General features: G+C 46.8%; 6 protein-coding genes. 2 read left to right on the top strand and 4 right to left on the bottom strand.

What is annotated here, in order from left to right:
- Positions 1-38: 38 nt before the first annotated feature.
- Positions 39-2123 carry a M13 family metallopeptidase gene (locus JMA39_RS14210; RefSeq protein ID WP_202722516.1) on the bottom strand — a complete coding sequence of 695 codons (2085 nt, stop codon included), beginning with the start codon at positions 2121-2123 and terminating at the stop codon, positions 39-41.
- A 266-nt stretch (positions 2124-2389) separates the two neighbouring features.
- A complete protein-coding gene (locus JMA39_RS14205; protein ID WP_202722686.1) occupies positions 2390-2917 on the bottom strand; it encodes a sugar O-acetyltransferase in 528 nt (175 codons plus the stop codon).
- Between the two features lie 219 nt (positions 2918-3136).
- On the opposite strand from JMA39_RS14205, the gene rsuA reads away from it, so the two are divergent.
- Positions 3137-3829 (top strand): 16S rRNA pseudouridine(516) synthase RsuA, encoded by a 693-nt coding sequence (gene rsuA, locus JMA39_RS14200; RefSeq protein ID WP_202722515.1) that lies wholly within the window; start codon positions 3137-3139, stop codon positions 3827-3829.
- A 144-nt stretch (positions 3830-3973) separates the two neighbouring features.
- On the opposite strand, the gene JMA39_RS21325 is transcribed toward rsuA, so the two are convergent.
- A complete protein-coding gene (locus tag JMA39_RS21325) occupies positions 3974-8878 on the bottom strand; it encodes a S8 family peptidase (RefSeq protein WP_202722514.1) in 4905 nt (1634 codons plus the stop codon).
- A 286-nt stretch (positions 8879-9164) separates the two neighbouring features.
- Between JMA39_RS21325 and JMA39_RS14190 the strand changes: the two genes are divergently transcribed.
- The gene (locus tag JMA39_RS14190) at positions 9165-10070 is read left to right on the top strand and encodes a LysR family transcriptional regulator (RefSeq protein ID WP_220741578.1); all 906 of its coding nucleotides are present in this window, start codon (positions 9165-9167) and stop codon (positions 10068-10070) included.
- A gap of 113 nt (positions 10071-10183) precedes the next feature.
- Here JMA39_RS14190 and JMA39_RS21320 read toward each other — a convergent pair whose 3' ends face one another.
- Positions 10184-15148, bottom strand: a complete 4965-nt coding sequence (locus JMA39_RS21320) for a S8 family serine peptidase (protein WP_202722512.1) — start codon at positions 15146-15148, stop codon at positions 10184-10186.
- Between the last annotated feature and the right edge of the window lie 169 nt (positions 15149-15317).

Here is a 15317-nt window from a genome sequence, read left to right as displayed (position 1 = left end):
CCCTAGGCCGCAGGCCGTTCATCTCAGCTTTTTCTTTATTACCAGATCTTTACACGCTTCTCTGGTGCGATGTACATGGCATCGCCAGGTTTAACATCGTAAGTGCTGTAGAACTCAGGCATGTTAGATAGCGCACCAACGGCACGGAACTCTGCAGGAGAGTGTGGGTCGGTTGCCACGCGGTTACGCATCGATTCCTCTTTGATCTTTGCACGCCAGATCTGAGTGAAGCCGATGAAGAAACGTTGATCGCCCGTTAGGCCGTCGATCACTGGCGCTTCTTTGCCGTTAAGTGACTTCTTATAAGCGCGGTAGGCAATAGTGACACCGGAAAGGTCGCCAATGTTTTCGCCAAGTGTCAGTTCACCGTTCACGTTTAAGTCGTCAAATACCGCGTAGTCGTTGTATTGATCGACTAGCGCCTTACCGCGTGCTGCGAACTCGGTTAAGTCTTGCTCGGTCCACCAATCGCGCATGTTACCTTCGCCATCAAACTTAGCACCTTGGTCGTCAAAACCGTGGCCCATCTCATGACCGATAACCGCACCAATACCGCCATAGTTAACGGCATCATCTGCGGCCATATTAAAGAATGGTGGCTGCAAAATTGCTGCTGGGAACACGATTTCATTCATAGTTGGGTTGTAGTAAGCGTTTACGGTTTGTGGCGTCATGTGCCATTCCCACTTACGGATTGGACTACCGAGTTTTTCTAACTCTTTTGCATGGCTTAACTCGCTTGCGCGCTGGTTGTTGCCATACAGATCATCAGATTTGATGGTCAACTTGCTGTAGTCTTCCCAGCGATCAGGATAACCAATCTTAGGGTCAAACTTGGCGAGCTTATCTTTGGCTGCCACTTTAGTGTCGGCGCTCATCCACTCCAGTGAGTCGATGCTGTCGCCATAGGCACCACGTAAGTTTTCTACTAGCATCTGCATGCGCTCTTTGGCTTCTGGCTTGAAGTGACGCTTAACGTACACTTTACCAACCACTTCACCTAATAGGCCGTTTACTGATGATACTCCGCGTTTCCAGCGTGGCTGTTGCTCTTGCTGACCGTTTAGGGTTTTAGAGAAAAACTCGAAGTTTTCGGTATCCAGATCTTCACTTAGGCTACTTGCAGCGTGAGTTAGCACCTGCCACTGCATGTAAGTCTTCCAGGTATTAAGGTCTGTATCCTTAATGACTTGGTTCAGGCCTTGAATATAGCTAGGCTGATTGATAATGATATCGGCTTGTTTGTCGGCGCCAAGCGTTGCTAAGTAACCGTCCCAGTTAATATCTGGTGCCAATGTCGGTAAGTCTTTTACCTGATACTTGTTGTATGTCTTGGTGCTGTCGCGAGTTTCAACCACGTCCCAGTGCTTTTTGGCGATCTCTGTTTCCAATGCCAAAATCGCTTCAGCGCTGGCTTTTGGATTTGGCAGACCCGCTAAGGTGTACATTTTTTCGATGTGCTCAAGATAGGCCTTACGGATATTAACGAAGCGCTCATCTTGGTTCAGATAGTAATCTTTCTCTGGCAGGCTTAGGCCATATTGCCAAATATGTGTGGCGTAACGGCTCGAGTCTTTGGCATCGACATTGATATAAAATGCCATCGGGGTACCGCTGCCGATAATTTGGCTGCGAGCGAAGTAAGTGACAAGGTCATCTTTAGACTTAATGGCATTAACGCGTTCAAGTTCGCTTTGAATTGGTGTTACGCCCAACTTGTTGAGGGTGTCAACGTCCATAAATGAGTTGTATAGGTCGGCCACTTTCTGCTCGTCGCTTCCCGCTTTTAGGTTTGGTGTCGCAGCCACTTCTTCGATAATGGCTTTAACATCGTCACGAGATTTTTCACGTAGGTCGTAGAATGCCCCCGTGCTGGTGCGATCGCCTGGAATAACGGTGTCTTTAACCCAAGTGCCATTTACATATGAATAGAAGTCATCTTGTGGGCGAACTGATTTGTCGAAATTGGCGAAGTCGATACCTGAGGTTAGTGCTTTTTCAACGGCAACGGCGGCTTCGGTTTTGTCGGTGTCAGGTGTTTTAATGTCAGTCGGTTCGCTGTTACATGCACTAAGGCCAACGATAAGGGAAGCGCATAAGCCCCCAACGAGTACTTTTTTCATTTTTCTTCCTTAATCTATATCGTCAATTTATTCTTGCTTTTGAGTCGAGCGAGTTGTTTTTCTTAAAGTTCAATTGGCGTATTTATACTTTATACCTAGGCAGATATAGAGAACGCATAAACTACATTGAGATACGCATGTTAAGGTTTTTAATGTGCTGTGAACAAGTCTGGTGCGTAAACTTATCTGTATATTTCCCCTTTCATGTGTAAGAAAAGGTTTCCTTAACTAAAAATTGAGCAATCTTTAGTTAAAAGTGATATCGACTATAGGCTTTTTATCACTTTGGCAGGATTGCCTGCTACCACTTGTCTTGCGCCAACATCCTTAGTGACGACTGAGCCTGCTGCTATCACAGCTTCATCACCAATGTTGATACCGGGTAATATGATTGCGCCTCCTCCAATCCAGACTTTACAGCCTATATTCACCGCTTTAGCGGTTTCGATGCCGCGGCAGCGCTCTTCGGCATCTAATGGATGGCTTGCGGTGTAAATCTGCACATTGGGCCCAAGCATTGTTTGTGAGCCGATGGTGATGAATGCATTATCGTGCAGTGTGGTATTAGCATTGATAAATACCTTATCGGCCAATTTGATATTGATGCCGTAACTGATATTGATTGGGAGCGCTATAAAAGCGCTATTAGCAACATGGGGTAGGAGTGCAGAGTCAACTTCTCTATTGAGGTTCATTTGTTGATTACGCATTTGCTGCTGGTGCCAAAACTGGTTTAGTTCCTTATCAAGGCAGTTGTAGGCCTCGCCTGAGAGCATGACTTTGTACTCTTTGATTTGCTCAGCTTGTTTAATGAGAACAGTTGTATCTGTTGCTGAGACGTCAATTTTCTTCGACGTGGGTTGAAAGCTCGGTGTCTGATCCATACTTTTCTCCTAGAAAACTATTTTGCACGATACGCCTTTGGTTGTAGAAGAACCAAGCAAAACTTTGCCCTTTGGCGGCGCTGGCCTCATAATGTCGGCCATTATGGTTATATAAGCTGAGTTATTACTGTGCGTTTAGATAAATTTATTTGTGAGTCGACCTCACACTCTCGTGTTTCTGCTAAGAAAGCCCTGCATCGTGGCGATGTGACCTGCAATGGCGAGGTCGTTAAAAACTCGGGCTTTAAAGTGACCGATGAGCATGAGATCCGCCTTAACGGTGAAGTGTTAACCATTATTGGCCCACGCTTTATCATGCTAAATAAGCCTGTTGGTACCATCTGCTCAACCATAGATGAAGAGTATCCATCGGTAATTGGCTTGCTTGATGTGATTCGCCCTGAAGACTTACATATTGCGGGTCGCTTAGATGCCGATACCACTGGACTAGTGTTGATTACCACCGATGGTCAATGGTCCCATAAGATCACCTCGCCAAAGAAAGAGTGTGGTAAGCGCTACCTATTAGAAACTGCTGATCCATTAAGCGATGATTTGGTACAGCAGTTTGCCGATGGTCTGCAGCTCAATAACGAAGATGGCCTGACTAAACCTGCAGAGCTTGAGATCTTGGGCTCAAACCAAGCGCGTTTGACCATTACCGAAGGTAAGTACCATCAGGTTAAGCGCATGCTGGCAGCGGTTGGTAACAAGGTGACTAAGCTTCATCGTGAAAGCGTTGGCGCTATTGAGCTTGATGCCGATTTAGAGTTGGGTGAATGGCGCTACCTAACGGATGCTGAAATCAAATCAGTTAAGTAAGGTCAAGTAAGCGAACTCGCGATTATTTCGCTGTAAAAAAAGGGCCCTCATATGAGGGCCCAAAACAAGGTTAAGCGTTGTGAAAACAGTTGGAGCAGTGACTTAACCTCAATGCTCGTTAAAGCTTTTGGTCTTACTGCAACCTTAGTGCAGCTTTCTACGACCAGCAGCAAATAAGCCTAGTAGTGCAAGACCTAGGAAGCCTAAGCTACCACCGCTTGAATCATCAGTTTCTTCAACATCTGGAGTCTCTTCCGCTGGTGGCGGAGTCGGCTCAGTGCCATCTGAGTTAACCGTGAGTGTGAAGCTAGTCTGCACTGCGTCATTAGGGAAGGCTAAGTCATGGGCCATTACGGTTACCGTGGTGTCGCCATGCCAATCTGCTGCAGGAGTCAGAGTCACCATATTGCCTTCAATAGTTGCAGTAACATTGTCTGCAGACACCTGAATGCCGTTGGCTGTGTTCTCTTTATCTTGAACCATCACTTCAAAGCTGATGCTTTCGTTCTCATCCACATTCATGTCGTTTAGTGCACCAATCGCAAGATTTGAAGGCACTGTTAGTACAGAAGTGGTGGTGATGCTGTCACTGCCGGTGTAATCACTGTCTACTGAGATCTGTAGATCTTGACCGACACCCGCTGCGGCAACACGTGCAGAGAATGATAACTCGATAGCCGATTGCTCAGGACCGAAGTAGTTAGCACAAACAACTAAGCCTTCAGAGATTTTCTCATCAACATCGTTGAAGGCGAAACCGTCACCGCTGTAGCCATAAGCTGGCCCGAAGGTGCCACGAGGACCGTGGAAGCCATGCAGACCAATTGAACCTAAGTGCGACTTCTTACCGGTAAGCTTGTCGTAGGCGAAGATAAATTCATGTTCGCCAGCAGAGAAGTTAAGCTCTGTTGATGCAATAAGCTCGAAGCTATAACGTGCATCGTAGTCAGGATCAAAGTTAACACCGAAGGCAAACTCTTGGCGCATGTTGTCCCACTCGACAATCAGGTAGCGACCATCTGTGGTTGTTGCTAGCGATACACCATCATAAGCCTCTGTTGCCATATCAAAGCCTGGTAGCATAAATCCATCACCACGCCATAGCGGTGCAATCACAGTATCTGGGAAGAACTGCTCATCCATTGGGAAGTGCAGTGGCCAGAATAGCGGCATACTATCAAGCTGAATGAAACCCGCTGGTGAGATAGTTAATGTATCCTTCTCCATGTAGTCGGGATTGTTGTTGTAAAGCGGGATCCTATCGACACCAAAGATACTTAATGGCACGGTAATCGTCTCATTCGCGCGACCACCAATGGCAAACTCAGGCTCAATGTAGGCTTCGCCATACAAGTCGAGATAGTAAGGGTTTGAGCCAACAGGAACGCGACAGGTCATGTCATCTTCGCTGGTGGTAAACTGATACTCTCGCGCCTGTGCATTACTGGCTTGTTGCATGGCTGCAAGACTGATTTGATTGCCTTCAACGGTTAATGCGTCGGCTAAGTTTTGATTGCTGCTGTTTGCCGTGACCGAATCAGCGATAAGCTGTAAACCTTCTGGAAGGTTTAACTGCATATTCACATCACGCTCAAGACCAACCATATTAGGTGCCATCTGAACATTGATTTGAACAATATCGCCCTCTTTAGCTTGCTGCTGGCTGGAGTTAATCATCACATCGTCACCAGCATGGACTAAGTTAAGCGCCATCTTACCAAGGTTACCCACGTTGTCAGCGCTATTACCGACTTCGACCAAACCATAGAAACGATCGCCTTTCTCTGCACCTTCTAAAGACCAGTTCATCGCTAAGTTGTATGGCTCTAAACCGTTAGTGGTTTGTGGACCTGTAACGCTTAGGTTGCCACTATCTACACTTGGGATTACCGCTAAGCTGGTGGTGATGGTATCTTGAGTATCTTCTTCATCACCCCAAGGGCGTTTGAAGTTACCTAGCATCGCCCAATAACGGCCTGGCACTGGGTTGTTAATTGCACAGTAATCTTGTACGTCGGTAAATGAGTAACAGATCGCCTCGTCATACCATTCAACTAGACCATTTTCATTAAGATCCATACCGATATCGAGCGATGACGCTGCCGCTTTATCTTCTGATACCTGCTCCCAAACAATACGAGCTGTGCCTTCTGGTACGTCAAAGAAGTGCACTTTGATCCCTGGATTGTCTAGCATGGTTTCAGGATCTTCGAAGTTTACATAAGCCGCACTTAGCTGGCTTTCAACCACATCACCCGCTGTTAAGCCGTGAACTTTAACATTGAGTTCTGCAATCTCTTTTGTCATGAGTTCGGGTGTTAGCAAGGTGCCGTTATCACGGTGGATAAGGCCCGATACGATTTCTGGAAGGTTAGAACCACTGAAGCTTGCAATCACTGGCAGATACTGATTTGGCACTGCTTTATCTGCAGGTGTTAGGTTCACCTTACCGAAGAGATCAAGGTTAGCTGAGCTGGCGTTTACCGAGGTTACATCGAGTACCTTTGCCGTCACCATGATGCTTTGAGTTTCACCGGCTTTTACGGTGAAGCTCTTTGGATATACATCCAGCTCTAAGAAAGGCGCGCCGTCCATCTCAAGCACTTCTGAATCGACACTCCACTCACCATCTTTGGTGGCGGTAAAGGTACGCATCCAAGTACAAGTACTTTTACACGCTGCATTAACTAAGTAGGGCACGTTGAGTGCCGTTACATCGCCACCTTCCATTGGGTTAGCTGCACGGTAGTTATCACCGTTCTCATCCATGACGAGACCGGCTTTTACCGCTCTAGCCACATTGATGACACCACTTCCCATCTCGTGGAAACCCGCTGTTTCAAGGACGGGTGGATAATCGTTATTGTAGGCTTTACCCGATTGTGCCGTCATCATCAATGCCGACTGGATCATTGCTGGAGTCCATTGAGGGTGCGCCTGTGTTAGCAAGGCTAGTGCACCTGCTACATGGGGGCCTGACATCGAAGTACCGCTGATTGCAACATAATCGCTTGGTGCTGGATACAAGCTAAATGGCATCTCATCTGAATAGGCTGCAAATACATCGACACCCGGTGCTGATACGTTCGGCACCATAGTATTTGGGTTCGTGGTACTTGGTCCGCGAGATGAGAAGTTAGCTAAGATATCGGCTTCACGTTCTGTGGTGGTAATCTCTGATGCGTAGATACTTAATTGAGGCGCAGTCTCTGAGTTTGCTACCCAGTCAACAAGTGCGTTACCCGATACCATATCGATATGCATACCTGGAATTGGGAAGGGGTTTAAGTTAAGGGTGTTACCGCCTCGACCATCATCCCAAGAGATGGCGTTATAAAGGATAACACCGCCTGCACCGCCTTCAGCCACGTTAACGCCTTTTTGTACGCGAGCAATATCACCACGCTTACATAAAACGATATCGTCACTTTCAAAGGTGCCTTCTGCAAATGGCTCTAAACAAAGTCCGTCACCAAAATCAGCGGCATTAACTAAGTTACCGGTAAAGTCACCGGTGATCCCGTAACCTTCGATATCATCTGGCGCATTGGCACCAACATAGTCACCAATACGACCCGCCACAGGCTCTATTTGACGACCGTGGGTGCTCGCCGCAACAGAGGTCAACCAAGGTGATACGTGGTCGATATAAGATGGACCATATTGCCCCCAGTTACCTGCCGAGGCTGCAACAGAGATCCCGGCTTCACGTGCCGATAAAAATGCCATTTCAATGGCATCGTACCAAGGTAAGCTTTCAAGACCACCAATTGAGAAGTTGATAACGTCAACGCCATCAACAATCGCGTCTTCAATTGCTGCTACCAGCGCATCACCAGGACAGCCACCATAGGTTTCACCAAATGAGCCACCACCTGGGTAACATACTTGGTAAGCAATAATGTTGGCGCGAGGGGCAACACCAGAGATCTCAGGGAACACTAATGGCGTATCGAAGCCATCGGATTTTTCAGTCATTCCAGCAAGCTGGAAGGCAACATCGTGTAGGACGTTACCGGCTACTGTGCCTGCGGTGTGTGAGCCATGGCCGTTGTAATCTTCACCAGTTGGTGCACGTTTATAGTCAGCTTCCCACTCTGGGATATCGGGCTGGAATATTGGGTCTTTAAAGGTATCGGTAATAATATCGTATGAGCGCACACCAATGAGTTTGCTGTTACACATGTTTGGATATTCAACACAGTCACCGACAAACTTACCTTCACCGAGTGGGTTCTCATGGACGTAACCATCGCCAGCGACTGCGGCAAATGATGGGTGATCTGAGTTAATGCCAGTATCGATAATACCTGCAACGATACCTTCACCGCGCATCTCTACGCCATCGGGGACACCGCTGCCTTGCCAAACCATATCTGCACCAATGTGCTTAGGCCCAACATCGGTAAAGAGTTTGTACTCTTTAGCGCGTGTAACGGCTTTAACGCCCGGTAGTTCGGCAACTTTAGCTGCTTCTTGCTGGCTTAATGTCATGGTCATGCCGTTTAAGGCAACGTTAAAGCGGCGCTTGATCTCGGCGCGTGGTGCGACCATTCTGATCTTGCTTGCTGTTAAATCTTGGCTTTCTGTTAAGAAGCTACGGTAGCTCTTAACTGCCTGACTGTTAACATCGAGAGTACCGAAGCGTTCACTGCTGCGCATAGATGGCTGCTGGTTGCGCGGCGAGGTCGCGGCATACTCTGGTCGTTCACCTTGGTACAAGGCAATAGGTGCATCCATCAACTGAATGATGTAGGTGTGATCGCCTTCAACTTCATCTTCCCATACAAATGGCGCTTTATGGCTACTGCCTTTAGCCGCACGATGTACGTTCATGCCGACTTGTCCAGGGCGATTCGCTTGATTGACACCAGGGTGTTTTGGTTTGTTTTGATATTGTTCGATTTGCTCTGGTGTAAGCTTTATTCCAATAAGTTCATTATTACCACCATTAGTGGTGTCTATGGATAGAGGATTCGCGACTAGCGTCCCTAACCCAGTAGCATATAACGCAGCCATAGTGACTACGCTAATTTTCTTGAGTTTCATGGTCCATTCCTTGTTATTTGTTGTTGCGAAGTTGTTAATTTCGCAATTTGTTTTTACGGTAGCTAAGCGTTTACAGCTAATGCGTTATACGTATGTCTTGATACGCATTCTGTATGCAATCATTGGGCTGCTACGCTTTATTCTTGCTATAACAATGAGTTGGGAGTTTTGTTAATATTCGTTTTTTTTTGCTGTGCAGATACAAGTTGTAACAGCAGCTTGCTTGTCCAATATTTTTAACATGGGTATGTTGTTAACTTGTTAATTACCGACTTTCGGATGAGTCTTGATTGAATTTAGACATTTAAGAAATTTTACTGTGTTAGCCAGAGAGGGAAATTACCAAAAGGCGGCGCAGAGATTGAACCTAGCACAGCCATCGCTGAGCCGGAGCATTCAGCGGTTGGAAGGGCTGCTTGGAACTGAGCTTTTGATCCGTGGTCATCAAGCGATGTCCTTGACAGCTTCAGGAGAGCTAGTGCTCAATCATAGTGAAAGCATCATTCAAGGTGTGGACACTTTGCGTAAGGAGCTGCAGTACCTGCAAGGTAAAAGTAGTGGCCATCTTGCGATAGGGACGAGTCCGGTCCCTGCAAACACCATACTTGGGCCTGCCATAGGTCGTTTTATCGATCGCTACCCAGATGTGCATGTTGAGCTAGAAGAGGGGACTTGGCAAAATAATCTGGTTAAATTGCTTCAGGGAAAACTATCTCTGCTGATCACTGATGTCAGGGGAGAGGAGATAGGTCATGAGGCTTTAGTCCAATGCTTTAATTTACCCACTTATAACGCGGTTTTCTGCGCGAGAAAAAACCATCCTCTTGCAGAGCGAGATAGTCTGAGCCTAGAGGATCTGCGCCAATATCCTATCGCTATCCCAAGAAACTTACCCGCTGGCGTTGTCGAGCTGTTTGGTGATCTCTTGTTTGAATATCGAAGTGATTTTGCCGGGCTTTTACATTATGACGCTTTCCCACCGATTAACGCGGCAATGCAACACTCACAGATGTTAGCCTTGACACCTCAGGTAGCGCTATTGGATGAAACTGTGGCAGATGAACTACATACCTTTAAGCCTGTTGATATGCCGAAATTAGATGTGTGCTTTAGTGTGGTGATGTTGCGCAGTCAGGCAAGTGTTGCGGCTAAGCGTTTCTTACAATTGATGCTTTCAAACTCAAAAGCGTGATCTTTTAGTCACAGATGTAGAAAGGGCCCTCATGATAAGGGCCCTTTTTATGACTTACTGTTTTGTCCTGAGATAAGTAACGGTTCGTCTTATCTCTGTTTGATGACGTTAGCTTAGTGACGCTTTCTGCGACCAGCTACGATGAGTCCAAGTAGTGTCAGCGCTAAGAAACCTAGGCTACCACCGCTATCTGACTTGGGTTGTTCATCCGGTGTTTCTTCCGCTGGTGGCGGAGTCGGCTCTATACCGTCAGAATTAACCGTCAGCATAAAGCGGGTTGATGCTTGATCCGATGGGTAAGCCATATCATGGACGGTAACGGTCACCTCAGTGGTGCCATGCCAATCACTGTCGGGCACGAGGCTGAATTTCAGTCCATCAATATTGGCCGTCACATTTTCCCCGCTGACGCTCATGGTTACTTGTCTATTTTGATTATGCAGGTACTCAACGGTTAGCGGATTTGACTCCGTATTTTCCTCTGTAAGCTGATCTGCAATATCAAATATGGTGATATTGCCTGCGACCGCTATTGGAAGTGCTCGCTCTACCGTATTACCATTTGTGGCAGCTGCTGTGAGTGAGACTTCTGACACATTTGCTGCTGCAGATGGGTTAACGACTGCAGAGAAGCGCATGACCATTCGAGTACTTTCCGGCCCTTGGTAGTTAGCACAGATAATCATATCGCTGTCAGTTTTGTCATCTTCGTTGACCGCGTAATCATCATAGTGGAAACCATTTACAGGGTAGTAGAAGCCTCGAGTACCTTGATAACCTTTTAAGCCAATCGTATGGTCACTTTTATCACCGTTAAGATCCTTATAAGAGAAGTAAAGTTCATAAGCACCAGGTGTAAAGTCGATATTGGTTGAGGCTAAAACTTGAAAGTCAAAGTTCTGCTCACGATCGACTGTTGGCATACCCCAAGGACCGTCTCCTGCTTCTACGTTATACATCTCCTTCCATTGCACGATGAAGTATTTCTCTTGGTTTAGTGACGCGGCATAGACGCCTCGCTCGTAAGGCGTAAAGGTATCTAGATCCATGCCTGACTCATTTAAAGTGGCTGAGTCACGACGCCAAAGAGGTGCGACGATCAAATCTTTAATCCCATCGGGTGCTAAGCTAGAGCCTGCCCAGTTTGCATTAAAGGCGTGAGCATCAAACTTCAAGATCCCATTACCATAGATCTGAATAATATTGGTGGTGTCTTTCGCTTCGATGCCATATAGAGGCACGTGTGGGAAATATTTGTCATAGCCTTCGAAATCAGGAATTTCAAACATCTGATCCCAGATGTTTTCGAAGCCAGGAACCTGTGGTACACCGATACCGGGTAGATCGACAAAGGTTGGATAATCACTAAAGGGTAGGCGACACATCTCATCTTCTAAGCTTGTCGTATACTCGTAAGTGCGAGGGGCATCTTTGGAAGATTGCTGTGTACCAGCGATATTGATCTGGTTACCGTCGACAGAGATTAGCGGCTGCGTAAACTCATTACCACGAACACTTTCTGCTATCAGAGTTAGCCCTTCAGGAATCGCAACATTCATATCGATATCGCGGGTATGACCAAATAGGTTAGCTTGCTGGATAAGCTCAAAGTCTATGACATTACCAATTCTCGCTCCTTCATGGCTTGCCGTAAATTGGACGTCAGCTTCGCCTTTAGTAAACCTTACTGGCAGCATACCAATATCATCAGGGTTGCTACTATCAAGCCCTAACTCAATAACGCCATGTAAGATATCGCCTTCAATAGCTTGGTCCAAAGCCCAGTTCAGGGATAAGGAGCTAGGAGTGACACCATCAGATATAACTGGTGATACAGTCAGATTGTTGCTTACCTCATCGGATACGATAACCAAATTAGAAACGATACGGTGAGCCTCATCATAGGGATCCCAAAGGTTGCCTACAGACCATTTTAAGTTGCTGACCATGTACCAGTATTGTCCTGGCTCTGGATTGTTGATTGCGCAGTAATCTTTTAAGCGCCAGTCTGAGACACACAGTGCCTCTTCCATATAGTCGATGTTGCCATCATTATTAACATCACGACCAAGATCAATACGGCTAGAGTAACGAGCGTAGTCATCTTCATCGGTGATCTCGACAATTAAGCGTTTGGTCCCTTCTGGAACAGTAAACATCTTATAGGCTAGTTGAGTCTCAGCTGCAGGGACAGTGCCTTCGACTTCCCATGGCCACTGTGTATTCATCTTCAGATGGTGTTCTGTTTCAGTGCCAGTGGTTAAGCCATAGGCTACGGCCGATATTTCAGCGCTTTGTGGTAATAGCATCGATGGTGTTTCATAACTTCCCTGATCTCGTCCAATTTCTGTTTGAATGATAACGGGAAGTTTAGCGCGCTCGTAACTGGCAATGATAGGCAGTGATTGAACTGGCATTGTTGCACTGCTCGGCGCTAATGTGAGCTTGCCATAGAGTGTAATGCCATCTGTATTACCAGGGCCGACAGGGGAGTCTGACTGGTAGTCAATATCGGGCATATGCGCAGTAATCATGACCCGCTGTTGCTCGCCAGCTTGCAGACTAAATGTCTTTGGGGAAACCTCAAGCTTTAATGTCGAAGCCCCAGTAAAGTCTGACTCTTGCGCTGACACATTCCAGCTACCATCTTGAGTAGCTGTAAATGTACGGTACCAGCTACAGGTGCCATTACAGTCACGATTAACAATGTAAGGTGTATTCAGTGCTGTAACATCTCCGCCGACAAGCGGGTTTGAGCTCTTATAGTTTTCGATGTTTTCATCCATGACGAGGCCAACATCAATTGCTTTGGCAACATCGACAACACCGGCGCCCGCATCATCGTAGGTGACTGCGTAGGTGCCTCCGTATCCATCTTGTGAATATTCGACTTTATTCGCCGTTGTTGTTAATGCTGATTGAATTTGCGCCGGTGTCCAGTTAGGGCGCGCATTCTTTAGCAGTGCCATCGTACCTGCTACATGGGGGGCTGCCATTGATGTGCCGCTTACGATTGACCAATTCATTCCCCAGTTATCTAGGCTAAATATTCTGTCATTGGCATAAGCTGCAAAAATATTAACCCCAGGTGCCGCCAGTGTTGGTGCCATGACATGAGGATTGGTCACACTTGGCCCACGGGAGGAGAAGTTTGCCAATTGGTCTGCTTCGGCCTCTGTTTGTTGAATTGACCCGTCACTGATTGTCACGTGGTGACCCGTGCCGGAAGCGAGCCAATTGATGATCTTACTGCCATCATAGGTATTGACGTGAGCCGCGGGCAGTGAGTAGTAATCACTGATACGTACTGAGGCTGGAACGCTCCAATCATCTTCAAGATTGTAGAGAATAAAGCCGCCAGCACCGCCGGCTTTTATATTGTCAGATTTTGTCACCCGAGCTTGGTTGCTTCGCGCGCAAACAATGATAGGTGCTTGGCTAAGTGCGGTGACACCATCGGGCATAAAGTTGAAAGTCCCTTCGGCAAAGGGAGTATCACAATGACCATTGTCGCTATTGTAATCCGCTGCTAAAAACACGGGACCGCTATAGCCACCAGTTATTGATGCTGCTGTCATTGGTCCCCATGGGCTTGGGTTTTCATCTCCGCCTTCGAAGTTATCTAATGTCTTATCTGCAGAGGTCAGGTCGCGGCTGTGGGTTGTTGCGGCGACAGATGTTAGCCAAGGTGAGACATGATCCATCCAGCCATAACCTGCATTGCCTGCAGAGGCTGAAACAGATATGCCTGCTTCTCTTGCGGCAAGAAAGGCGAGCTCTGTTGGCGACTCCCATGGAAGCTGTTCTGCCCCCCCGACTGAGTAGTTGATAACATCAACTCCGTCAGCGATTGCATCATCGACAGCCTTCAGGGTGATATCTTGGGGACAACCAACATATTGCGTGGAGCCCGTTCCTGGAAAACAGACTTGATAGGCGACAATATTGGCGTGTGGAGCCACACCTGAAACACGTTCAAATACAAACTCTGTATCACGGCCCGTGACACTGTTATCTGCCCCTATTTCTGACATCTGGTAGGGAACATCAAAAAGAACATTACCCGCAACCGTTGAGGCAGTATGGGAACCGTGGCCATTATAGTCCTCGCCGTTTGCCGGACGAATGCGTTCCCAAGGCGCGAGTGGTCCCATACCTCTGAAGATAGGGTCTCCATAGGAGTCGGTAATCTCAGAGTAGGAGCGTATACCTATAAGCTTGTCATTACATAGGTTGGCAAACTCTTCAAGTGCACAATCACCGATAAAATTACCACTTCCGAGTGGATTGGTTATCTGTACATTATCGTCGCCTACCGGAGCAAAAGAGGGATGGTCAGAGTTAATCCCTGTATCTAAAATACCCACCACCACACCGTGCCCCGTGTTGGGACTAGCTTGTGATGTTTCTCCACTCCAAACTTTATCGGCGCCAATATGTTGAGGGCCAACATCGGTGTGAAGTTCAAGCACCACTGAGCGTGTTACCGCACGAACACCATCAATTTTTGCCACTCGTGCAGCTTGCTGCTGCGTTAACTTCATACTCATACCATTAAAAGCGTACCGGTATGATTGTTCGATCTCTTTCGGTGAGCCTAAGGTGTTAGTGATCAGGCTATTCACCTTGAGTTGTCTATTTTCGAGATAGTTTAGGTAGGTATGAGAGGCACTGCTATTAAGGTTTATCTTGTTATTTGAGCTAAAATTTTGCGGCGATGAACTCAATGCTGTCGCGGTAAAACCGCTTATGTTGCCATCATAAGTTGCCACAGGTTGTTCAGCGAGTTGAATGATATAGGTGTGTTCACCGGTTATGTTTTTTTCAAATTTAAACGGTATCTTTTCAGCTTGTCCCTGCGGACGGTGGTTATTTGGCTTCGCTGTCATTCCTGGGCGATTTAACCTTTCCTGGGAGGCCGCTTTTATCGCTTCATAATGCTCATTTGACATCTCAAAGGGTTTCACACTGAGTGTTTCTAACTCAATACGATTGGGGGCACTGTTAAGTGCCGTAGCTCCAGCGCCTGCGGCATAGATAGCCGCAACTGTCATCAGACTTATTTTTTTTAGTTTCATTGTCCTGCCTTCTGGTTGTATTTGTGCAACCCAATTGTTAACTGTTTGTTGTTTTTGTGGCCAATAGTCAGAATGAATGCAGGTATAGCTGATAGGTATTTCAGTTTTTTTTATGAAAAATATGTTCATATTTTGGTGAGTTCTCTTAGTTATTACACTGAAATAACGA

Origin of the sequence: Shewanella schlegeliana (assembly GCF_016765635.1) — a bacterium.
In the GTDB taxonomy this organism is placed as follows: Bacteria; Pseudomonadota; Gammaproteobacteria; order Enterobacterales; family Shewanellaceae; genus Shewanella; species Shewanella schlegeliana.
The sequence above is the reverse complement of the archived record's forward strand: the minus strand, read 5'-3'. Positions and strand labels throughout refer to the sequence as shown.